This window comes from Streptomyces sp. NPDC002896, from assembly GCF_040295225.1.
Lineage (GTDB): Bacteria > Actinomycetota > Actinomycetes > Streptomycetales > Streptomycetaceae > Streptomyces.
Window position 1 is genome coordinate 106,018 of record NZ_JBEOVA010000024.1, and the last position, 21,425, is coordinate 127,442.

The 21,425-nt window shown below is 66.9% G+C and carries 21 protein-coding genes and 3 pseudogenes; 16 read left to right on the top strand and 8 right to left on the bottom strand.

Annotated elements, in window-relative coordinates; genetic code table 11:
* Positions 1–117 precede the first annotated feature (117 nt).
* The 4 genes and pseudogenes from ABT009_RS33870 to ABT009_RS33885 all read left to right on the top strand — a co-directional run.
* The gene (locus tag ABT009_RS33870; RefSeq protein ID WP_351303808.1) at positions 118–627 is read left to right on the top strand and encodes a hypothetical protein; all 510 of its coding nucleotides are present in this window, start codon (positions 118–120) and stop codon (positions 625–627) included.
* Between the two features lie 11 nt (positions 628–638).
* Complete coding sequence (locus ABT009_RS33875) at positions 639–1,817, top strand: MAB_1171c family putative transporter (RefSeq protein ID WP_351303810.1); 1,179 nt, start codon at positions 639–641, stop codon at positions 1,815–1,817.
* Positions 1,814–2,437 carry a hypothetical protein gene (locus tag ABT009_RS33880; RefSeq protein ID WP_351303813.1) on the top strand — a complete coding sequence of 208 codons (624 nt, stop codon included), beginning with the start codon at positions 1,814–1,816 and terminating at the stop codon, positions 2,435–2,437. The genes ABT009_RS33875 and ABT009_RS33880 overlap by 4 nt, the downstream gene beginning before the upstream one ends.
* Before the next feature lie 373 nt (positions 2,438–2,810).
* Positions 2,811–2,988: pseudogene (locus ABT009_RS33885) on the top strand (metallophosphoesterase); the annotation flags it as partial.
* 180 nt (positions 2,989–3,168) lie between these two features.
* Here the strand turns inward: ABT009_RS33885 and ABT009_RS33890 are convergent.
* The 3 genes from ABT009_RS33890 to ABT009_RS33900 are packed head-to-tail and all read right to left on the bottom strand — an operon-like array spanning position 3,169 to position 4,804.
* Complete coding sequence (locus ABT009_RS33890) at positions 3,169–4,020, bottom strand: helix-turn-helix domain-containing protein (RefSeq protein ID WP_351303818.1); 852 nt, start codon at positions 4,018–4,020, stop codon at positions 3,169–3,171.
* Positions 4,021–4,044: 24 nt separating this feature from the next.
* Positions 4,045–4,572, bottom strand: a complete 528-nt coding sequence (locus ABT009_RS33895) for a DUF6879 family protein (RefSeq protein WP_351303821.1) — start codon at positions 4,570–4,572, stop codon at positions 4,045–4,047.
* On the bottom strand, positions 4,544–4,804 hold the full coding sequence (locus ABT009_RS33900; RefSeq protein ID WP_351303824.1) for a hypothetical protein: 261 nt from the start codon (positions 4,802–4,804) through the stop codon (positions 4,544–4,546). The genes ABT009_RS33895 and ABT009_RS33900 overlap by 29 nt, the downstream gene beginning before the upstream one ends.
* Positions 4,805–5,112: 308 nt before the next feature.
* Between ABT009_RS33900 and ABT009_RS33905 the strand changes: the two genes are divergently transcribed.
* Both ABT009_RS33905 and ABT009_RS33910 read left to right on the top strand, forming a co-directional pair.
* The gene (locus tag ABT009_RS33905; protein WP_351303827.1) at positions 5,113–5,313 is read left to right on the top strand and encodes a hypothetical protein; all 201 of its coding nucleotides are present in this window, start codon (positions 5,113–5,115) and stop codon (positions 5,311–5,313) included.
* Between the two features lie 806 nt (positions 5,314–6,119).
* Entirely contained in the window at positions 6,120–7,181 is a 1,062-nt protein-coding gene (locus ABT009_RS33910; RefSeq protein WP_351303830.1) for an integrase core domain-containing protein, read from the top strand.
* Between the two features lie 76 nt (positions 7,182–7,257).
* On the opposite strand, the pseudogene ABT009_RS33915 reads toward ABT009_RS33910, so the two are convergent.
* From ABT009_RS33915 to ABT009_RS33930, 4 genes and pseudogenes are all read right to left on the bottom strand, one after another.
* Positions 7,258–7,392, bottom strand: a pseudogene (locus ABT009_RS33915) (IS3 family transposase); the annotation flags it as partial.
* Positions 7,393–7,407: 15 nt separating this feature from the next.
* Positions 7,408–7,638, bottom strand: a complete 231-nt coding sequence (locus tag ABT009_RS33920; protein ID WP_351303924.1) for an IS3 family transposase — start codon at positions 7,636–7,638, stop codon at positions 7,408–7,410.
* A 709-nt stretch (positions 7,639–8,347) separates the two neighbouring features.
* Complete coding sequence (locus ABT009_RS33925; protein ID WP_351303832.1) at positions 8,348–9,682, bottom strand: MFS transporter; 1,335 nt, start codon at positions 9,680–9,682, stop codon at positions 8,348–8,350.
* A 225-nt stretch (positions 9,683–9,907) separates the two neighbouring features.
* The gene (locus tag ABT009_RS33930; protein WP_351303838.1) at positions 9,908–10,534 is read right to left on the bottom strand and encodes a GntR family transcriptional regulator; all 627 of its coding nucleotides are present in this window, start codon (positions 10,532–10,534) and stop codon (positions 9,908–9,910) included.
* A 192-nt stretch (positions 10,535–10,726) separates the two neighbouring features.
* Between ABT009_RS33930 and ABT009_RS33935 the strand changes: the two genes are divergently transcribed.
* From ABT009_RS33935 to ABT009_RS33980, 10 genes and pseudogenes are all read left to right on the top strand, one after another.
* A complete protein-coding gene (locus tag ABT009_RS33935) occupies positions 10,727–11,842 on the top strand; it encodes an alcohol dehydrogenase catalytic domain-containing protein (RefSeq protein WP_351303841.1) in 1,116 nt (371 codons plus the stop codon).
* Positions 11,839–12,591, top strand: a complete 753-nt coding sequence (locus tag ABT009_RS33940) for an SDR family oxidoreductase (protein ID WP_351303844.1) — start codon at positions 11,839–11,841, stop codon at positions 12,589–12,591. Before ABT009_RS33935 ends, ABT009_RS33940 begins: the two co-directional genes overlap by 4 nt.
* A complete protein-coding gene (locus tag ABT009_RS33945; protein WP_351303847.1) occupies positions 12,585–13,499 on the top strand; it encodes an NAD(P)-dependent oxidoreductase in 915 nt (304 codons plus the stop codon). Before ABT009_RS33940 ends, ABT009_RS33945 begins: the two co-directional genes overlap by 7 nt.
* A gap of 25 nt (positions 13,500–13,524) precedes the next feature.
* The gene (locus ABT009_RS33950; RefSeq protein ID WP_351303849.1) at positions 13,525–13,959 is read left to right on the top strand and encodes a carboxymuconolactone decarboxylase family protein; all 435 of its coding nucleotides are present in this window, start codon (positions 13,525–13,527) and stop codon (positions 13,957–13,959) included.
* The gene (locus ABT009_RS33955; protein WP_351303851.1) at positions 13,946–14,770 is read left to right on the top strand and encodes an N-acyl homoserine lactonase family protein; all 825 of its coding nucleotides are present in this window, start codon (positions 13,946–13,948) and stop codon (positions 14,768–14,770) included. The genes ABT009_RS33950 and ABT009_RS33955 overlap by 14 nt, the downstream gene beginning before the upstream one ends.
* On the top strand, positions 14,767–15,081 hold the full coding sequence (locus ABT009_RS33960) for a putative quinol monooxygenase (protein ID WP_351303853.1): 315 nt from the start codon (positions 14,767–14,769) through the stop codon (positions 15,079–15,081). Before ABT009_RS33955 ends, ABT009_RS33960 begins: the two co-directional genes overlap by 4 nt.
* Before the next feature lie 605 nt (positions 15,082–15,686).
* Positions 15,687–17,012 (top strand): MFS transporter, encoded by a 1,326-nt coding sequence (locus ABT009_RS33965; RefSeq protein WP_351303856.1) that lies wholly within the window; start codon positions 15,687–15,689, stop codon positions 17,010–17,012.
* A 205-nt stretch (positions 17,013–17,217) separates the two neighbouring features.
* A complete protein-coding gene (locus ABT009_RS33970) occupies positions 17,218–17,739 on the top strand; it encodes a thiamine pyrophosphate-binding protein (RefSeq protein ID WP_351303858.1) in 522 nt (173 codons plus the stop codon).
* Between the two features lie 9 nt (positions 17,740–17,748).
* The gene (locus ABT009_RS33975; RefSeq protein ID WP_351303861.1) at positions 17,749–18,333 is read left to right on the top strand and encodes a thiamine pyrophosphate-dependent enzyme; all 585 of its coding nucleotides are present in this window, start codon (positions 17,749–17,751) and stop codon (positions 18,331–18,333) included.
* A 331-nt stretch (positions 18,334–18,664) separates the two neighbouring features.
* Positions 18,665–19,693, top strand: a pseudogene (locus ABT009_RS33980) (integrase core domain-containing protein); the annotation flags it as partial.
* Positions 19,694–19,999: 306 nt separating this feature from the next.
* Here the strand turns inward: ABT009_RS33980 and ABT009_RS33985 are convergent.
* Positions 20,000–21,358, bottom strand: coding sequence for a UbiD family decarboxylase (locus ABT009_RS33985; protein ID WP_351303864.1), 1,359 nt, complete (start codon positions 21,356–21,358; stop codon positions 20,000–20,002).
* Between the last annotated feature and the right edge of the window lie 67 nt (positions 21,359–21,425).

Here is a 21,425-nt window from a genome sequence, read left to right on the forward strand (position 1 = left end):
TTTGCATAGCCGGATGGATGACCCACCCAATGTGCGGCCGGAAAGCGTTCATATACTCGCCACCGGCGTCGCGGCAGCGAGGTCACACGTTCCACAAGCACCAAATTCGGAGGGCAGATGAGATCCGGTCGTTCGCGGCCCTCCCAAGATCACGGAACGCAGTTCGGGTCCGTCCTGGACGGCCTCGAACTCCCTGATCCCTTCGACGTGGAGGAACTCCTCGCCCGCGTATCCCAAAAGCGGGGCCGGCCGATCCACCTGCACACCTTCCCTGGGATCGCCGGCGAAGAGCTGCCCTGCGGGTCGTGGATCGCCACCGAGCAGGCGGACCACATCTTCGTCGAAGAGGCCACAAGCCCCCTCCACCGCGACCACATCGTGCTGCACGAGATCAGCCATATGCTGCTCGGGCACACGCCTCGCCAGACCCTCAGCCGGGCCTTCCGCCACCTTGACGCCGACCTTGTGAGTGGTGTCCTCGGACGCACCAGCTACGAAACCGAGGAGGAGCGGAGCGCGGAGACCCTGGCCGGCCTCATCGCGACGCGAGCTGCCCTACGCGGAACCAGCGACCGGACCACCCCCAGCACCTTGCGCCGGCTCAACGCCGTGCTCAGCGACTCCTGAGACCCTGAGAGATGATCGACGCAATACCCGCGGTCCTGCTCTGGGCCGTCACCTTCTGGCGTGCCCGTTCCGCCGTCCGGAGACCCGAGAGTCTCAGTCTGTGGCTAGCCTTCGCGACGCTCGCCCTGGCCATGACGGTTCGGCCGGTCGCCATAGCCTCTGCGGTTGACGAACAGTTGCACGTCACCAACCTGTCGTTCCTGATCAAGCACATCTGCGGAACCATCGCTGCGGCCTCGGTGCTGACCTTCGTGGCCGACATGGCCGAGTCGAAGACCGGCGTTCGCGCGTCCCGACTGCACAAGGCCATCCCCGCAGTCACGATCGTCCTTCTGGCGGTGTGCTTCTTCGCCACCCCGCAGCCACACCAGGCGGAGGACCTGCTCGCGGACTACGCCGATCACGCCACGATCCTCGCGTACGGCGTCGTGTGGACCTTCTACTTGGGCACCGCTTTGCTCAGTGCGACACTGCTGTGCTTCCGCTGGGGGCGCAGCCCTGACAGTGGACTCGTCGGCCGGGGCCTGATGCTCACCGGCGCCGGCACCGCTGTCGGCCTCGTCTACGCCGCCCACCGCATCGTGGCGCTGGTCCTCGAATACAACGAACAGCCCCTGCTCGGGGAAGAGACCGACCACGCGCTGAGCACCGGCCTGCTCTTCATGGCTCTGCTCCTCATCGTGCTGGGCAGCACCCTCCCGGCTCTGCCCCGGGTCATCGCCCGCGCTCAGGCCCACTGGCGGCTGGTCTGCCTGTACCCCCTGTGGCACACACTCACCGAGGCTGTTCCAGATACACGGCTCGACACCCCGCCAAGTCGCGTAGCCGACGCGGCCGATCCTCGGCGTACCCACGACCGTCTTTACCGGCGCACCATCGAGATCCGCGACGCGATCCTCACGCTCGCCGACCACGCGCCGGCCGAACTGCGCGGGCGCGCCTACGACTACGCCACCTCACTCGGCTTCATCGGGGCACACGCCGACATCACCGCCGAAGCCTGCTGGCTTGCCGTCGCCCGCGAGGAACGCCTCCGCGGCGCCGCCGGATCCGGAGAACCCGTTCCCCCGGCGAGCGGCGGACGCGACCTCGCCACGGAAATCCGCGCCCTGACCACCCTCAGCACCGCCTACCGCTCCCGCGCCACACAGGACTTCCTCCGCGCGCATGTCCAGGAGGTACCGGCATGACCGCCACCGCCGCACCGCTGCCGCCCAACACCACAACGGCGCCCCGGGAGCGACGCTCCGCCCGCCTCGTCACCGAGGTACTGGCACCGGCCAACCTGGTCATCGGCGTCCTGCTGGTGATCGGCTGGCACTCCACCAACTCCCTCCAGGGCGTCGGCTGGGGACTACTCGCCGGCGCCTTCTGCGGCGGCCTGCCGATCTCCTACATCGTCTACGGCGTCCGCCGGGGCCGCTGGACCGACAAGCACCTCAAGATCCGCTCCCAGCGGTGGGTGCCGCTGTTCGTCACCCTCGGCTCCGTACTCATCGGCACCGGCCTCCTACTCGCGCTGGACGCGCCCCGCGAGGTCATCGCCTTGGTTCTCTCCATGATCGCCGGGCTGCTGCTCACCATGGCGGTCACTGTCTGGTGGAAGGTCAGCGTCCACACCGCCGTCGCCTCCGGCGTTGCCGTCGTGCTCACGGTGGCGTACGGGTGGTGGGCCGCGCTGTTCTTCCTCGGCGTCGCCGCCGTCGGCTGGTCCCGCGTCTCGCTGCGGGACCACACCACGGCGCAGGTCATCGCGGGTGCGATCCTCGGCGGGGCAGCGGCGGCCGTGGTGTTCGCAGGGCTGCGCTGACCCTCATTGAGCTGCCGCCCCTTGGTACGCCACCGGAAGACGTTCTCTCTCCCGACGGCATGTGCCTCGCCCTGATCCCGTTCAGCCGCCCGGGCGTTCAGTTCGCTGTCCGGCTTCCTAGAGGCGCTCAGAGGTGAGCAGCTCGCTGAGGCCGCGCGTCGCCCTGTCGATGGTGGCCTCCGCGTCAATGCCCAGGACGTCAATGGCCGCAAGCCTTCCGCAGGTCCCGTGACACGCAGGCTTCGACGGGTAACCCCCCAAGTGCTGGATGAATGATGACCGCTGTGCGCCGGTCAACCTGGAGGATTCCTCGGCTCGGGCTTTCAGCAGCGCCGCACGCCTGGGGAAGTGACCGAACAGGGCGCACCGTACGGGCCCTGCGGCGCTCCCCCAACTGCGGGCACGGTACGGCTTCTTTCTTCGTCACCGGGAACCACGAGTACATCTCCGGCGCCGATCCGTGGGGCGAGAAGGTGGTGGGATCGGCTGCGCCGCTGGAGAACGCCCTCACGGAGCTGCCCGGCTTCGACCTGGCGGGCGTCGCTGACGTATGAATGTGCGATGCGCGGCTCGCTCGGTGATGGCGCCCTGACGGCGTTTCGGCATCGGAGGAGCCGAGGCGGTGCAGGGGCGAGCTGTGAGCTGGACGCAGATTTCTGTGCTGCGGGCGTCATGAGATGGCCCCACAGCCGCCTATAGCGCCCTACCCAGCGTCCGGCACGGACACACGGTCAGCGCAGCGCGTCGATAGCTTTCACAACGAGCGCCCGCGCCTCCGCTCCGTATACGGCCATGGTCCGCAGTTGCTCAAACGCCTTCAGATACAGGGCAATCTCGGAGGGCGTTGTGACTGTCACGCGGGCTGAGAGCAGTTCGACTGACACGAGCGTGTCGTCGTACATGTGGAATAGTTCCTGCGGCCACAGGGCCCGCTCCCGGGTTGCGTTGGGGATGATGCCGAGCGACACCGACGGGAGCGCACCGGCAGTCAGCAGGTATCCAAGCTGCGCGGCCATCGCGTCCGCATCGCCCAACTGGTAGTTCAGTACGCCCTCCTCGATGAGGAGGACGAACCGGTGGCCTGCCTCGTGGATGACCTTCGAGCGTTCCATACGTGCGGCCGCGGCCTGTGCGGCGTCGTCGGGGATGTCGAGGAGGCGGGCGTTAGCGCTCAGCAGTGCCCGCGCGTAGCCCTCGGTCTGGAGTAGCCCTGGCACCAGCGTGGGCGAGTAGACGCGGAAGAGGCTCGTCGACCGGTACAGCTGCACATAGCTGTCCTGCAGGTGACGCAGCCCCGCGCGAACCTTGCGCCGCCATTCGACGTACATCGACTCGGCGTTGTGGGACTGCGCGATGACGTCCGGTGCCTGGTCGTCGGCGCCGCATGCGGCGCACCAGCGGCGGATGTCCTCGGGTGTCGGAGGGGTTCGGGCGTTCTCGATGCGGTAGGTCTTCGGGTGGGACCAGCCGCAGCGCGAGGCCAGCTCACTCCCTGTGATTCCCGCGTCGGCGCGGAGTTCGCGCAGGCGCTGCGCGACTCGTTCGCGTGCTGCCTGGGCCGAAGAGGACGGGGAGACGGGCATGAGCTGACCTCTGGGCCTTTCGCACTAGCTGATCTTGTAGTCCTCGTGTGGGACGGCGCGCGCCCACACCGCTTCAAAGGCATCGGCGCAAAGCTTCGCCGTGGCCGGATCCTCGCTGATCTCCCCGCCCCCGGAGGTGCCGTCGCCGGTGAAGTGGTTCCACCGGATCAGGTGGCCGTCGACCAGCCAGAAGTCGTTGCCCGGAAGCGCGATGTCGGAGGCCCGGCGTCGCGCGAGCCACCGGACTCGTTCGCCAGCATGCAGGTTGACCGGCGTACCCGCGTGCTCGTAGCGGATGTAGTCACTCACAGGCTCCGAGACGATGCGCGCTCGCCGCACCGTCACGCCGCGGGCTACTGTGCGGCGGATCAGCTCCACCCATGGGCCCCAGTACGGCGAACCGGCGTCCATGTCGCGCTCGCCGGTGCTCTTCCATCGGGCGAAGTCCTCAGCTTCGCTGGCCACGCCGTAGGCGTCGCGCATCTCCAAATGCACGGCCGTGGACTGTGCCCCGTCCAGGAGTTCAGCGAAGCTCGGTACGTTCTGCGGCATCGCACGCCTTCCTCAAGATCGGCACCATGCGGGCCGGGATCCGGACTACCGCTTCATGCTCAGGGATCCCCAGCGCATGCCCCGGTACCTCGAACTTGGCGCATTCCGCCTCGAGTTCCGGACCGGGCTTCCATCCCTGGATGACCACCTCGTTCTTGCTGTCGTCGATCCACACGGTCGGGCTTTCTCCCGTGCCTGTGTTGGGATCGATCCCGATGAACCGTAGTGTCATCGTCGCCTCCGGCGCTGTCGGTGTGCACGGATGTACGTAACTCTCATTCGCACGTGGTAGTGGGTCAAGAGCGCGAATCCGCCAACGGGTTCCCACTCCGATTGTGGTGAACATCGGTGCACATTGCTGGAAGCGGTGCACATCACGTCCTTAGCGTCGTCACCAGCGACAGCGCCACCACGCCGCCCGTGCACATTGCCGTCGCGTTCGGCTGGGCGGATCACTCCAGCGGAGGCTTGTGGATGATGAGGAGCGAACGGGCAAGCGCGCCCATCGTGGAGCAACGGTGCACAGTGCCGCTGCCGAGCATGAACGGCCTTGCCGAAGCGCAGGTGCGCGGCGCCTCGTGCGTGTGGTGCGGCGTGGTACTGAGCAACGGGACGGCCGTCGACCTCGGCCCGCGGCAGATCCGATTCTTCAGCACCAAGGTGAACTGGTTCCCTCGCTGCTGCACCGCCTGCGCCAAGGGCCACGACATCCACCCGACAACCGAGGGAGGCACGTCGTGACCCGGGCAGGCGTGACAGCCGATCGATTCGACGAGACCTGGAGGGCCTGGCTACGCCACCTCGACGAGTGTAGGGGCTGCAGCACACAGACCAGACTTTGCCAGAGCGGCGAGCAGCTGAAGCAGGCATGGAAGGCGGCTCAGCGAATCTGCTGCCGCTGCCAAAAGGGCATCAATCTCGGCGAGCCCTACGAACGGCACGTCCACGACCGCCCTACCGCCGCGCCCTTCATTACCTTCAGCCACAAGGGAAGTTGCCACCGCCGCTGAGAGACTCCCGCTACTTCACAACTTGAAGGAAGACGTGACCATCCCGTTCGAGCACCCCGTGTTGACACGCCCACCGCATCGTCGGCGAACCGGGTTCCTCACCGCCGCCGCCAGCAGCTGGTCACTACCGCACCAGCAAGCCGGTCGGCTACGGGTGGGGTGACATACGTCCGCCCAGGGACAAAACCGTCGGGACGACGACCCCTTGACCCCCAGTCAAGTGCATTTATCCCGCTTGGAGTTCTAAAGATCAGTATCTCGCTCTATTCACACAATAACAGCCGTAGTGAGCATAATTAAGATGTTTCGTTCGATTTCTCTCCAAACATGCCCGCCAAAGGACTGCTTGCGCCTGTAACGCGCCATCTGCGCCCGGTCACGAGCGCAACAACAGGGCCACTATCACTCCGGTGTCGCCTGGTGGCCTGTGCCGCTCGGAAACACAATTCTGGGTCTGAAGTGCAGGTTCCTCAGCCAAAGCTGGGGCTCGCACGGCGTCTGGGATGATCATTCGATGCCCTGTCCATCGTCACCGCGTTGGTCCGGAATCTCATCACAGTGCCCGCTGCCGTGCTGCGCAGTCGCGTGGCCAAGGATGCGGAAGTCCTGGCGCTACGGCACGAGAACGCGGTGCTGCGTCGTCAGATCGCTCGGGTTCGCTATGAGCCCGCTGACCGGATCTGGTTCGCCATGCTCTCCCGGCTGGTCCCGCGCGAGCGCTGGCGCCAGGTCTTCGCAGTGACACCCACCACGCTGCTGGCCTGGCATCGGCAACTCGTCGCCCGGCAGTGGACGTATCCTCAGCACCGCTGCCCTGGCAGGCCCTCCACCGCGCCCACCGTCAAGCAACTCATCTTGCGACTGGCGAAGGAGAACCACACCTGGGGCCACCGCCGGATACAGGGCGAGTTCGCCCGCCTTGGCTATCCGATCGCTCCATCCACGGTCTGGGAGATCCTGCACGCGGCCGGAATCGACCCCGCGCCGCGGCGCTCCGGTGCAACCTGGCGCCAGTTCCTCACCACCCAGGCCCACGGCATCCTCGCCGCCGACTTCCTGCACCTCGACACCGTGGCGCTCAAGCGCCTCTACGCCCTGGTCTTCATCGAGCACGGCACCCGGCGCCTCCACCTCGTCGGCGTCACCGCCCATCCCACCGCGCAGTGGACCGTCCAGCAGGCGAGGAATCTCGCCATGCCGCTGGACCGCCGCATGGACTCCCTGTGCTTCCTCCTTCGGGATCGGGACAGCAAGTACACCTGCTCCTTCGACGCCGTCTTCGAGGCCGACGATGTGGAGATTCTGCTCAGCCCACCGCGGGCGCCGCGAGCGAACGCGATCTGCGAGAGAGTCGTGGGCACTCTCCGCCGCGAGATCCTGGACCGCATGCTGATCTACAACGAAGCCCATGCCGTGGAAGTGCTGACCGAGTACATCCGCCACTACAACGGGCATCGTCCCCACCAATCCCGGCAGCAGCTACCCCCGGACAGCAACGAACCGCCCGCCCTGGCCACCGTCACGGACCTCCGGGCCTACGGGGTCCGACGACAACCCGTCCTCGGCGGCCTGCTGAACGAGTACCAGCACGCCGCCTGATCCAACGACATCAGCACAGGTCACAACGCGAATCGTATTTCCGAGCGGCACACGGGCGGCCTTCGCGGTCGCGTTGCTACAGACCCATGTCCAGGGCGTCCACGACGAGTTGGGTCTGTTTCGTCGTGGCGGCGGCCCAGCCGACGATGCGGCGGGAGAAGGTGTCCACGACGAATGCGATGTAGACGACGCCGGAGAACGTGGCGACGTGGGTGAAGTCGGCGCCTCAGCAGCGGTTCCGTGCCGGGGCGACGAAGTCCCGCTCGACCAGGTCCGGAGCGCGTGGTGCGGTCGGGTCGGGCATCGTGGTGATGACCTTCCTGCCGCGGACGGCGCCCGGGATGCCGAACTCGCGCATCAGCCGTTCGACGGTGCAGCCGGCCACCGGTTGGCCCTGGCGGTTCAGCAGCCGCCAGAGCTTCCTCGCTCCGTAGACGCGGTAGTTGCCTCGTAGGATCCTGGATCAGGGTCTTCAGTTCGGCGTCGCGGAGGGTGCGGGCTGAAGGTCCGGACCGTCGTCCGGGCGCTTCGCGTATCTCGCAATTCGCTCCACAAGGCCGTCAACCAGCTGATCTCGCGCGGCGTCCTGCTCGACATCGCGCGCCTGAAGGGTGTGGACCGGCTGGAGGACTCGTACGAGATCGCTGGGGCAGACCTGCTGGCGGGGAGGAACGCCAGAACGTACGGGTCACGTCAGCCGACATCGTGCTCCTGCGCACCGCGTCCTACCGATGATTCCTGGAGGGGACCGCAAGCGCTTCCTCGGCAACGCGCCTGGGCCTGGTCTCGACACCTGTCAGTGGCTGTACGAGCGGGAAGTCGCGGCCCTCGCCGTGGATAACCACTCTGGGGAGGTGTGGCCGCGCCCGGTCGAGGGCACGACGATCCTCTTCCACCAGGTGGTGACCCCCAACATGGGCCTCACCCTCGGCGAGATGTTCAACCTCGAGGAGCTGGCGCAGAACTGCGCCTCGGACGGAGTGTGGGAGGTCCTGTTCTGCACCCCAGGCCTGAAGGTGACCGTCTCCGCCGGGTCCCCGATCACCCAATCGCGGTCAAGCAGGGCTTGGGGAGCGGCTGTTGCCCCGGCATCACCGGCCCGGGCAACAGCCGCTCCCCGTACGTCCGCCTCCATCGCGAGCGGACGTCGGAGACGTCGCAGGACGTCAGATGGTCGCCTTGACGGTTCGACGGCTGCTGGGCCGCATCGTCCTGTCGCTCCGGCGCAGGACCGGTGCGGTGGCGATGGCGACGAACCCCAGGGCGGCTGAGGCGATCACATACAGGGCGACGGCGTTGCTCGAGTGATAACGGTCGATCAGGAGGGTGGCGACGATCGGCACGGGGGCGGAGGTGATGATCTGTCCGACCTGATACGACAGGGAGGTGCCCGTGTAGCGCACTTGAGTCGGGAACAGCTCGGCGGTGAAGCCCGAGACCACACCGTACGAGGTCCCGTGCAGGACAGGCAGGGCGAGCACGAGCGCGGCGAGAACGCCCCAGAAGGTCCCGGTGTTGAACAGCGCGAACACGGGGAACGCACCGACGCCCACGAGGACGCAGCCGATCAACAGGAGCCGCTTCTGACTGTGCCGGTCCGCGTACCGGGCAAAGAGCGGCAGCGTGAAGACCTGGATGCCCGCCGCGATCATAAGGGCGACGAAGACGGTGTTGGAGGGAAGACCCAGCTCCTTCGGCCCGTAGCTGACGAAGAAGACGGTGGCGATGTAGAAGGTGATGTTGGGCGCTGAGCTGCAGAGCATGCCGTGGACGAGGCTCCGCTTGTGCGACCTGAGCAGGGCCACGACGGGGACCTTGGGCGCCGCGTCGTTCTCCTTGATCTCAAGGAACTCCGGGGACTCAGTGACCTTGAGGCGGATCCAGAGTCCGACGGCAACCAGCAGGGCCGAGGCGATGAAGGGGATCCGCCAGCCCCAGGAGAGCAGCGCCGACTCGGGCATGAGCGCGATCAGGGCGAAGGCGCCGCTTGACAGCAGAGTGCCGGCCGGGACTCCGGCCTGCGGAAAGCTCGAGAAGAAGGCCCTCTTGTCCGCGGGAGCATGCTCGAGTGACATGAGGACGGCCCCGCCCCATTCGCCACCGACGGCGAACCCTTGCAGGAAGCGGCATATAACCAGCAGGACGGGCGCCCAGACCCCGATGGTCGCGTAGTTCGGGAGGAGACCGACGGCGAGTGTGCCCAGGCCCATGGCGAGCACGGACCATACGAGCATCTTCTTTCGCCCGATGCGGTCGCCGAAGTGCCCGAAGAACGCCCCGCCGACCGGACGAGCGATGAACGCCACCGCGAAGGTCGCGAATGAGGCCAGCGTTCCGGCCAGGGCGCTGAGGTCGGGGAAGAACTGGCTGTTGAGCACCAGCACTGTGGCGGCGCCGAAGATGTAGTAGTCGTACCACTCGATCGTCGTGCCGATGAAGCTGGCCAGGGCGACCTTCATCGGTGACGGGGGCGACGCCAGTGTCGCTGCGGAATCATCCATGTCGAGAACCTTCGGCCTGGAGGAATGAGACGGTGCCTCTCCGATGAGCGCAATTGCCGCCCCGCGAGGCACGCAGGGGCCGGATTCGGCCACCGTCTTACCGTATTACGGTATGGCGACCGTAGGTCGTGCCATACCGTGCGTCAACGGTCGATGCACGAGCAAGGAGAAGCCCCTTCGGCCGACTCGGCCGAAGGGGCGACATTACGACTGGGCGATGGCGGCTCAGGAGTCCATGGATTTACGCATCTCGGACAGGGCCACTTCGGCGGCGTTGCGTACATGTTCCTCGCACGCGGCGCGCGCCTCGTCGGGGTCGCGGTTGACCGCGGCCGCGGCCGTGATCCGGGCGATTTCGGCGATGGTGCGTTCGCTCCGGCCGGAAGCGTTGAGCGAGAGGGCGCGGAGCATCTGGGTTCTGGCGTTCACCGACCGCAGCATGCGGGCGATCTCTTCGTTGCCGGTGCCGTCGAGGAGCACGTCGTAGTAGCGATCCTTGGCGGCAAGACGCTCCGCCGGCTCCCCTGCCGCAATAGCCGCCTTCACATGGCCCAGCTGGGCAACGAGTTCGGCGCACTGGGCGTCGGTCGCCCGCTCGGCGAACAGAGAGCTGGCCAGCGCCTCGAGGGCGCGGCGCACTTCATAGAGGTTCTCCGCGTCATGGAGCGTGAGCGTGGCGACCTCGGGGCCGCGGTTGGGAACCATGGCCACCAACCCCTCGGACTCGAGTTGGCGGAGCGCCTCGCGGATCACGGTCCGGCTCACGGAGTACTTCTCACACAGGACCGTCTCGATGAGTCGGCCTCCGGGCTTGAACTCGGACGTGACGATGGCACGGCGGAGTGCGGTCACCACCTCCTGCCGGAGGGGTGCTGCGGTCCGTCGGATTGCGTCGGCTGACACTCTGCTCCTCTCGCGAGTCAGTAATCATACGCGCTGCCCGTGCGGTCGGGACTGGACTCCATCATCATATTACGATAATACTCGATCAGCTCGGTTTCCTCGAACCGCACGACGTTTCCTCGGGGGGAGTGGAGAAGGACGATGAAGTTCAGAGCGGCGGTCCTGGAGAGAGTCGGGGCCGCTGTGCCGTGGAGCGAATCGGCACCCATCAATGTCACGGACCTGGAGCTGGATCCTCCGGGCCCGGGAGAACTGTTGGTGCGCATGGAGGCCGCGGGCGTGTGCCACTCGGATCTGGCGCGTGTCAGCGGGGCCCGGCAGTGCGCGGTCCCGCTGGTACTCGGCCACGAGGGGGCCGGAGTCGTCGAACAGCTCGGAGACGGGTGCGCCGGCCTGGAAGTGGGCCAACGCGTGAGCATGACGTTCATGCCGCGGTGCGGCAGGTGCCCCGCCTGCACTTCGAGCGGGGCACTTTGCATCGAGGGCACAAGGGCAAATGCTGCCGGGACCCTGTTGCGTGGATCCCGGCGGCTCCGCCACCAGGGTGTGCCCGTCGACCACCACGGCGGAGTCTCGGCATTCGCCGAGTACGCCGTCGTCGACAGCCATTCCGTGGTCCCGGTGCCCTCGAGCGTTCCGGCCGAGGTCGCCGCGCTCCTGGGGTGCGCCGTGCTGACGGGTGGCGGCGCCGTGATGAATGCCGCCCGGCTGCGCGCCGGAGAAACCTGCGCCGTCGTCGGCATGGGAGGCGTTGGCCTGGCAGCCGCTCTCGTGGCCCGATCGCTCGGAGCCGCCGAGGTAGTCGCCGTCGACAGTCAGCCGTCCAAGTGCGCGAAGGCCGTCCAGGTCGCCGCGGCCGACGCGTACTCGCCCGAGGAAGCCGTGGCCGCCGGTGCGAAGTTCGACGCCGTCGTCGAATGCGCCGGACACCCTGCGGCGCTCTCGACGGCGATCGCGCTGACGAAGCCGGGGGGCCGCACGGTCACCGTCGGTCTGCCGAGCCCGAGCACGCGGCTGGAGATATCTCCCCTCGAACTCGTCGTGGAGGCACGCCAGCTCATCGGGTCCTACATGGGCTCGGGCATTCCCTCTAAGGACATCGCGGCCTACGCGGCCATGTACCTGGACGGCCGGCTGCCCGTCGAAAGGCTCATCTCCGGCACCGTTGCACTCGAGGACGTCAACCACGCCATGGACGAGTTGCGCGAGGGACGCGCCCTGCGCCAAATCATCGATTTCACCGGAAGGACAGCATGAACTTCACCGACCAGACGGTCATCGTCACGGGAGGCGGCAGCGGCATCGGCCGCGCGGCGGCCCTGCGCTTCGCCAGACTCGGCGCGAACCTCGCCGTCGTCGACCGCAATGCCGACGCGGCCGCGGAGACGGCCGCCAAGGCAGGCCCCAAGGCCCTGGCAGTGACCGCCGACGTCAGCGACTCCGCGAGCGTCCGCGCGATGGTCATCAGTGTCGTCGACGCCTTCGGTCGCATCGACGTGCTGTGCAACAACGCCGGCTTCGGCTTCCCCGGCACTGTCCTCGAGATCGACGAGGACAGCTGGGACCAGCTCATGGCCGTCAACGTCAAGGGCGTCTTCCTCTGTTCCAAGCACTGCATCCCCGAGCTCGCCAAGACCGGCGAGGGACGCATCGTGAACACCTCGTCCTACACCGCCGCCGTGGGAATTCCCGACCGCGCAGCCTACGTCGCCTCCAAGGGAGCCGTGTCCGCGCTCACCCGGGCGATGGCACTCGACCACGTCGGGCAAGGAATCCGCGTCAACGCCGTCGCGCCGGGGACCGTGAACTCGCCCTACTTCGCGAAGATGATCGACCAGTCCCCGGACCCTCAGGCGCTGCTCGGCGAACTCAACGGCCGGGCGCCGATGCAGCGGATGGGCCGGCCGGAGGAGATCGCCGAGGCCATCGTGTGGCTCGCCTCGCGCGAGTCGAGTTTCGCTACGGGTTCTGTCCTGACGATTGATGGAGGTACTTCGGCATGGTGAACACAGAGCAGCAGGGCGCGTCCCTGTTCATCGGGCTCGGCAACATGGGCCGTCCCATGGTGTTGAACTACGCCCCCGATCGGGAGCTGTTCGTCTTCGACGTCAATGGGGAGACCGCTGCCGAGGTGGCGGCGGAAGCAGGCGCCACGGCACTGGCCGATCTGGACAGCATCCCGGCCCAGGTGCGCACTGTCATCCTCATGCTGCCCAACAGCCGCATCGTCGAGCAGGTCCTGCGGAGCGAGCCGGGGCTGCTGTCCCGACTGGCGACCGGCTCCCTGGTCGTCGACATGAGCTCGTCGGAGCCGGCGAGCACCGTGGCCCTCGCGAAGGAAGCCGCCTCCCTGGGCATCGACTACGTGGACGCACCGGTATCGGGCGGTGTCGCCAAGGCCGTTACCGGTCAGCTGGCCATCATGGTCGGCGGGCAGGACGGCGCCGTCGCCCGCGCCCTGCCGCACCTCGAGCCGCTCGCCGCCTCGACCGTCCATGTCGGCCCCCCGGGCACCGGGCACGCCGCCAAGGCTCTGCATAACCTTCTGTCTGCAACCAACCTCGCCGCCGCGGCCGAGATCCTCAGTGTCGCCAAGGCCGTCGGCATCGCCCCGGTGAAGATGCTCGAGGTGATCAACGGGGGGACCGGGCGCAGCCAGGCTAGTGAGTTCAAATACCCCCGGCACATCCTGACGGGCACCTTCGACTCCGGCTTCGCGATGGACCTCATGCTCAAGGACCTCACCATCGCCCAGGGCCTGATTGAGAGCACGTCCTCGCAGGCGCCCATCGTCCTCACGGCCCGCGAGACCGCGGTCAAGGCCCGGGAGGTCCTCGACTCCCCGAGCCCGGACCACACGGAGATCGCGCGCTACTACGAGAAGCTCAACGGCACGCTGCTGCGAGCCGACTGACATCCCCATCCACGAAAGGATCCCCATGACCACCGAAACGATCAACACCGAGGCGACCGCCCAGCAGTACATCGACGACATGGCCCGCACCCGCGGCTACGTCCTCGACTACCACAAGGTGATGGCCAAGCACGACTTCCCCGTGCTCGAGGCCGCCAACAAGATGGTCTCAGCCGCCTACCTCCAGCAGCGCACCCTCGACCGCAAGACCAAGGAGCTCATCTTCATCGTGAGCCTCACGGCCATGCGCGCCTCAAAGGGCCACATTCAGAGCCACATCCGGGTCGCGCTCGACCTCGGCCTGACACCCACCGAGATCCTCGAGGCAATCGAGATCTCACTGCCCGAGGCGGGCGTCGTCGCGTTCCAGGCCGGCGTCGAGGCCTGGCGCGAGGTCGTGGACGCCGAGGGCATCGAGCCCACCGTCACCGTCCACGAGGGCGGCAATGGCGCTGCCTGATCACCGCGTCCTCGCTGTCCGGGTCGGCACACGGGAGACGGAGCGCAGCGACGTCTACCTCAACTACCGTCTCTATGGGGAGGCGGACGGGCCCGCGACCGTAGACTACTACTTCTGGATCATCCAGGGCCCTGATTCGACCGTCGTCGTGGACACGGGCTTCAGCGAGCAGGCCGGCCGCAAGCGCGGCCGGACCCTGCTCCTCCACCCGTCGGAAGCACTGCGACAGTTGGGTATCGATCCGGACTCCGTCGAGGACGTGATCGTCACCCACGGCCACTACGACCACATCGGCAACCTGGGGCTCTTCCCCCGCGCGCGGATCCACATGACCGCCTCGGAATACGCGTTCTGGACCTCGCCGACGGCCCTCCACACGCAGTTCTCCTACTACTCGGAGCCCGACGAGATCGACGTGCTGCGCCGCGCCGAGGCCGAGGGCCGACTGCGCCTGTTCTCGGGAATCCTGGATCTCGCGCCGGGGATCCGTGTCGAGGAGGTGGGCGGCCACACACCGGGCCAGGCCGTGGTGCGCGTTTCCGCAGCAGGCGCCCCCGTTCTGCTCGCCTCGGACGCGGTTCACTTCTACGAGGAGCTCGAGCGGGACATGCCGTTCACCGCGGTGAGCGACCTGCCCGCCATGTACGCCGCCTTCGAGGCCATTCGCAACGAAGCGTCCGGCAACGCGCTCATCGTGGTACCGGGACACGACGCGGACGTCCTGACCCGTTTCCCCCAGTGCCCACAACTGCCTGAAGGCCGCGGCGTCGTCATCACCGGGCCCCCGGCCCTTCAGGAAGAAGGATCATGAGCGGTACTTTCCACGTCATCGCCCGCTACCGGACGAAGCCCGGCGCCACCGAGGGCGTCCTCGACGCGCTGACGGAGCTGGCCACCGCCAGTCGCCAGGAGCCGGGCAACCTCTCCTACGAGTTCTTCCGCGGGATCGAGGACGACCGGCAGGTCGTCATCCTCGAGACCTACCGCGGTCCCGAGGACTTCGAACTGCACCGACAGGCACCGCACTTCGTGGAGATCGGGGCAGGAAGGATCCTCCCGAACCTCGAGACCAGGACCATCACCTCCTTCGAGCTGCCCTCGGCCGACGACGCAGCCGCCTGACGCTCCGAAGGAACCATGTTCGGCCCACGGTGGGGCCTCGGCGGAACACCCTCGCGCCCTCCGTCAGGGTGTTCTTGGCCCCATCCGGATGTCCGGGTGGGGCCAAGAACACCCTGACGGAGGGCGCTTGGCATCTCCCCTCGGTGGACGGCAGGCGCGCTACCAAAAAGTTACCGTTCCATGAATTGCTCAAGCTCTCATACGGTAATACCGTATGAGAGTCGCTCACGGATCCCATCGCGACTGATGTGCGGAGCGGCACCGGAAATCCCCTTGTGCAGGTCACGCCCATCCCACTGGCAAGCAGGACAGTCGAGTCCGGTCTGTCTGAGCTCGGGAGGTCGTTCTCCGCCATGGCGATACGGCCTCATGGCGGAGGTTGCCGCAGGCCCCGCTGCCGGCGTCGTCGACCGTGACGGCGTGCGTATGCGCGGCACGTTCCGTGGCCGCGCCATCGCGGGGCGGGCACCGCACTCACGGCAACAGATCCCGGGGCCCTGTGTGCTGAGCACCGGCCCCGGGTTCATCGAGCATCGGGGCTGCCACGCCGCAGCCAGATCCGTCCGACGCCGTGCATGGATCACGAAAGAGAATGAGGTACTGACGTGGATGTGCAGGACAGCGTCACCGCCGACGCCCCTCAGGAGACGTCGAAGGAAGAGCGCACGCGGGTCCGTCGAGTCGCGACGGCAGCAATCGTGGGGACCACGGTCGAATGGTTCGACTTCTACCTCTACGCCACGATGGCTTCCATCGTGTTCGGGAAGGTGTTCTTCCCCGGCGGCGACAGTCAGACCGCGACGTTGCAGTCGTTCGCGACCTTCGCCGTGGGTTTCATCGCACGGCCGATCGGCGGGATCGTCTTCGGACGGATCGGTGACCGTATCGGGCGCAAGAACATGCTCGTGGTCACCTTCACGATGATGGGCGTCGCGACGACGGGCATCGGCCTCCTTCCGGGATACGCCCAGATCGGCATCTGGGCTCCCATCCTGCTCGTCGTGCTGCGTGTCGTGCAGGGGATGGGAGCCGGAGCCGAGTTCGCGGGCGCGGCCGTCGTCTCCTACGAGCATGCCCGCCCGGGAAGGCGCGGATCACAGGGCGCATGGCCGGCACTCGGCCTGAACATCGGAGTCGTGCTCTCTTCGTTGAGCATCACCCTCTTGACGCTCAATGGAGACAAGTTCCTCCTCGCCGGCGGATGGCGCATCCCCTTCATCCTGAGCATCGTGCTCGTCGGCGTCGGAGTGTGGATCCGCCAGATCGTACCCGAGACACCTGCCTACGAGGCGGACAAGGAGAAGGCACAGGAGGTGAAGTTCGTCGACGTACTCCGCACGCACTGGCGGGCGGCGCTCGTGGTGTTCGCGATCGCCCTCGGCTACAGCGCGCTCACCTACATCTACAAAACCTTCTCGGTCGCCTACCTCACGGAGTTCCAGGGCGTCGGCGCGAACGCGAGCTCGACCGCGGTGCTGATCGCCGCACTGATCGCGATTGTCGTCATCCCGTTCTTCGGCCGGTTGAGCGATGCGATCAGCAGCAAGCGAGTGAACATCATCGGCGGCGCCCTGTCGATCGCCCTCGCCTTCCCGTTCCTCTGGCTGCTCAAGTACGGGCACACGTGGGCGATCATCCTCGGGGTCGGCCTCGGCGCCGGCGTCGTGAGCCCGATGATCTTCGCCGCCCAGGGCTCACTGCTGAGCAGGCAGTTCCCGACAGAGGTGCGGTCGACCGGTGTGGGGACCGCGCGAGAACTCGGCGCCGCACTCGCGGGCGCCGTGGTCCCGCTCGCCGCACTGGGGCTCGTCACCTCGTCACCCACGAACTCCACGGTCGGCGTGTCGGTCATCCTCGTCGGCCTCGGCGTCCTGGTCGTGATCGGAGGTGTTTTCGAGCAGGGACGCAGGCACAGCACCGACAAGAACTGACACGACACCGACCGGAACGCGATCGCCTGCACAGCATTAACGTAATATCGTAATACGATTCCATCCCACCTCGATGCTCCACGCTCCAGTTCCTGGAGCACAGCGCAGGGTGCCACCAAGAGGAGAACGCAATGAGCAAGACACATCAGGGTGAACGCGAGCGCGCGCGGCGCTCCGCCCGGCCGACCCCCAAGGCGGTGGCGTGATGACGACGGTCGCCTCCCCCACCTGGCAGGAAGACCTCTACCGGCTCCTGCGCGAACACGGGATCACCCAGTTCGCCTATGTACCCGACGCCGGGCACCGCCACCTCATCGACACCGCGCTCGAAGACCCCGAGGTCCACGCGATCCCGCTCTCGACCGAGGAGGAGGGCGTCGGTGTCGTGGCCGGGGCGTACTTCGGCGGCGAGCAAGGGGTGCTGCTGATGCAGTCCAGCGGCGTCGGGAACACCATCAACTTCCTCTCGCTGATCCAGCACTGCCAGATCCCGTTCCTGACCCTGGTCACCATGCGCGGCGACTACGGCGAGCAGAACCCCTGGCAGTTCGCCATGGGGCAGGCCGTCGAGCCGACTTTGCAGGCGATGGGCCTGATCACGCTGCGCACCGACGCGCCGGAGGACGTCAGTAGGACCGTCGAGGCGGCACTCGGCATGGTGAACCGCGGCGGGCGTTCCGTGGCCGTACTGCTCACTCAGCGCCTGCTCGGTGCCAAGAAGTTCTAAGGGGATCCGATGCTCGAACGCACCACCACACTCGCCACTCTCCTCGAAGGCACCGACGACCGGCTGGTCGTCACAGGCCTGGGTAGTGCCGCCAACGACCTCGCGTACATCACCGACCACCACCCCCGGGTCTTCCCGATGGACGGTGTCATGGGCGCGGCCGCCTCGGTCGGACTCGGCCTGGCACTCGCCCGCCCCGACCGCGAGACCCTCGTGGTGACCGGCGACGGCGAACTGCTGATGAACATCGGCACGCTGGCGACGATCGCCGTCCAGAACCCGCAGAACCTGCGGATCGTTGTCGTCGACAACGGCCGCTGGGGGCTCACCGGCAATCAGGTGACCGCGACGGACACCGTCACCGACCTGGCGGAGGTAGCGCGCGGCTTCGGCATCCGGCGCACCCTCACCGTCGAGTCGAAGGAGGACTTCCCCGCGGCGCGGAACCTGCTCCTCACCCCTGGTGACACCGCGCTCATCCTCATCAAGGCCGAGCCGGGCCCCGCCGCCGACGTGGTCATCGAGCGGGAGGGCGTGCGCCTGCGCAACACCTTCCGCGACCACGTCCTCGCCGGACTCCCGGCCACCGCGTAACGGCGGACACCGCCGGAGGCACCAGGCTGCCGCCTGGTGCCTCCGCCCGTAATGGTGCCTTCGCCCGCCGCCCTTCAGGGGCGGGCGAAGGCACCATTCGTCTTCCGGTGGCCGTGCACCGGGAATCCGGGCGTCATGCCCGTGAGGAAAGGCCGAAGGCGTCCTCAGTCCGCGGTGACGGCGGCCCCGCCCGGGCGCCAGCCCTGCCCTTGCCGAATCCCCATCCCCGCAGTTGGGAGCTGGTGTGCCGGGTGGTCGCGGATGTTGTCCGCGACCACCCGAGCTGGGGAGTCTCGCGTGACTAGTGATCGCCGTGGCACGGTGGTCGACCGTGCTGCTGAGACTGGCGTACCTGGGTGTGGCGAACACGTTCGCCCTGCTTCGCCTGCCATCGATGAGTGAACCGGGCCAAAGACTCCGAGATTCTTGCCCTCCGCCACCAGATCACTGTGCTGGAACGCCAACTCGGTAAGGAGAAGGCGCGGTTCACGCCGCGTGATCGAGCGTTTCTCGCGGCGCTACTGCACCGGCTGCCGTTGGATTGCCGGCGGAGAGTGCGGCTGCTGGTGCGACCTGACACCGTGCTGCGCTGGCATCGCGACCTGGTCGCACGCCGCCATGCTGCCGCCTCCCGGCCGAAGCGCCCGGGACGGCCTCGGACCGTGCGCTCAGTCCGCGCTCTGGTGCTGCGCCTGGCGAAGGAGAATCCCGGCTGGGGGTACCGACGGGTCCACGGCGAACTACTTGTTCTGGGAGTGAAGGTGGCCGCATCCACCGTCTGGGAGATCCTCAAGGAGGCCGGCACCGATCCGGCACCCGAACGGGCTTCCAGCACGTGGGCCGACTTCCTTCGCTCCCAGGCCGACGCCCTGCTCGCCTGCGACTTCCTGGAAACGGTCACCCTGTCCGGGGTGCGTATGTACGTCTTCGCCGTTATCGAGCACGGCAGTCGCCGTATCCGGGTTCTGGGCGCGACCGCGCACCCGACCTCCTCGTGGGTGCCGCAAGCCGCGAAGAATCTCGTCATGGACCTCGAGGACGCGGGCTGCCAGGCCCGGTTTCTGATCCGGGATCGCGACGGGAAGTTCCCCGGCCTGTTCGACGCAGTCTCAGAGACGCGGGCATCGAGGTCGTGCTCAGCGGCGTCCAGATGCCGAGGATGAACTCAATCGCGGAACGATGGGTGCAGACCTGCCGCCGCGAACTGCTGGACCGGACCTTGATCTGGAACCAGCACCATCTGCTCCACGCCCTGCGCGAGTTCGAACAGTTCTACAACGGCCATCGGCCACACCAGGGCATCGCGAACGCAGCCCCGTTACGCCCGCTGCCCGCACCCATCGCCGATCCGGAGCAGATCGAGTCATCGTTGAATACGTCGCCTTCCCAGTTAACGGCCGCCAACTACCGAGGCAGGGTGGCCGTCGGCGGCGCATCCTGCGGAGTCGGAAGCGCCCGTCCCAGGCGGGCGAGTGGAGGCAGGGCCATCAGCACCGGGGACAGCATCACGCCAGCGGCCTTTACCAGATCGACATCGACGTGGAGTCCGCCCGCCACCACGAGGTTTACGTCACGATCTGGTCCCGCGCGGCCCAAGGACGCGGGGACACGCATATTGCGGCACGAGCCCGCGATGCCCTCGTAGGCTGGTTCGGCGAAGGCTCAGTCAACAGGATCGGAAGGCGATCCGACGAAAACGATCGCGTTCAGCGAACGGCACCGTGGCGTCAATCAGCCACTTTGTGCCAACACCAACGTCCGACACTCTGATGTATTCGTGTCCTCGCGCTCCCGGAATGGTGACGAGATCCTTCGCCGCGTCCACGCGGGTGGCAATCGCGTACTCGACGTCGACCTCGGAGTGGATGTCGATGTCATCGTCCACGACGACCACTCGGACGAGGTCCTTGAGCGCCCCGAATGCCGCGAGAGCCGCGTTACGTTGCAGGCCGTCGTGGGCGGAGGAGTCCTTGCGCACAGCAACATTCAAGTGGAAACGGTGCAGCCCACCCGCAGTCATGCAGACGTCCTTGACGATCGGGACCGCCGACTGGAGCACACCCAGAGCACTGGTCTCAAGGGCATGTTTCCGCAGCATGACGGTTTCGCGGCCAGCACCATTGATCGCATGGTAGATCGCCTCTCGGCGACGGGTCAACGCGGTGAAATGCACCACGGGCGCAAGTCCGGCACTGGAGTGGTAGCCCACGAACTCACCGAAAGGCCCTTCATGCACCGCGTCAGTGGCGGAGATCCGGCCTTCCAGGGCAATTTCGGAGTTCGCCGGCACCAACACGTCCTGTGTGAGGCCCTTCAGGACCTTGAGTGAGCTTCCCTGCATAGCGCCAGCAGCCGCCAACTCGTCCTTGGATTCGGGCATCTGCGAACCCATCACAGCCGCCGCGTAGAGCAGTGAGAGGTCAGGGCCGATCACTACGGCGATGGGAAGGTCATCTCCGTTACTGCGGGCGGCCTCCCAGGCGCTCCGTAGATGCCGCCCGAGATCCATCTGAATCGCCGTACGGTTTCCCTCGATGAGCTGCATACGATGATATGAGGCGTTGTAGACACCGGTGTGAGGATGCCGAGCAATGACCAATCCGGCGGTGATGTAACGCCCTGCATCCCCGGGTGCGTGGGTCAGTGCCGGAAGGGCGGAGCCGAGGTCGATGTCGTCGAAGACCTTCACCTGGCGGACCGGGCCATCGCTGACGACTTCAGGTTCGAGGTTCTCGGCCAGTCCGCGGGAGACCAGGCGGCGGATACCCGCACGATCGGTACCGAAAGCCGCCTCGCAGTTGCGTTCACTGGCAAGGATGTTCCCGACTATGGGCAAGTCGTGACCGGCAACCTCCGGAAACACCAAGGCCTTGTCGCCGTCTTTCGTCTTCATCAGGCCGGAGACCTCGAACTCGGTCGAGCACCCCGGAGGCATCGACTCCAGCCGCCCAGCGGCGCGGAGGCGGTCAAGGGCCGACCGGAAGCTGAGATCGACAGCGTGCTTGTCGGGCACATTACGGCTCATCGCGTGTATCCCTCTCGTTCCTTTTCCTGTGGCTTCCGCCCGTCGGAAAAATGATTGCGAACGAGAT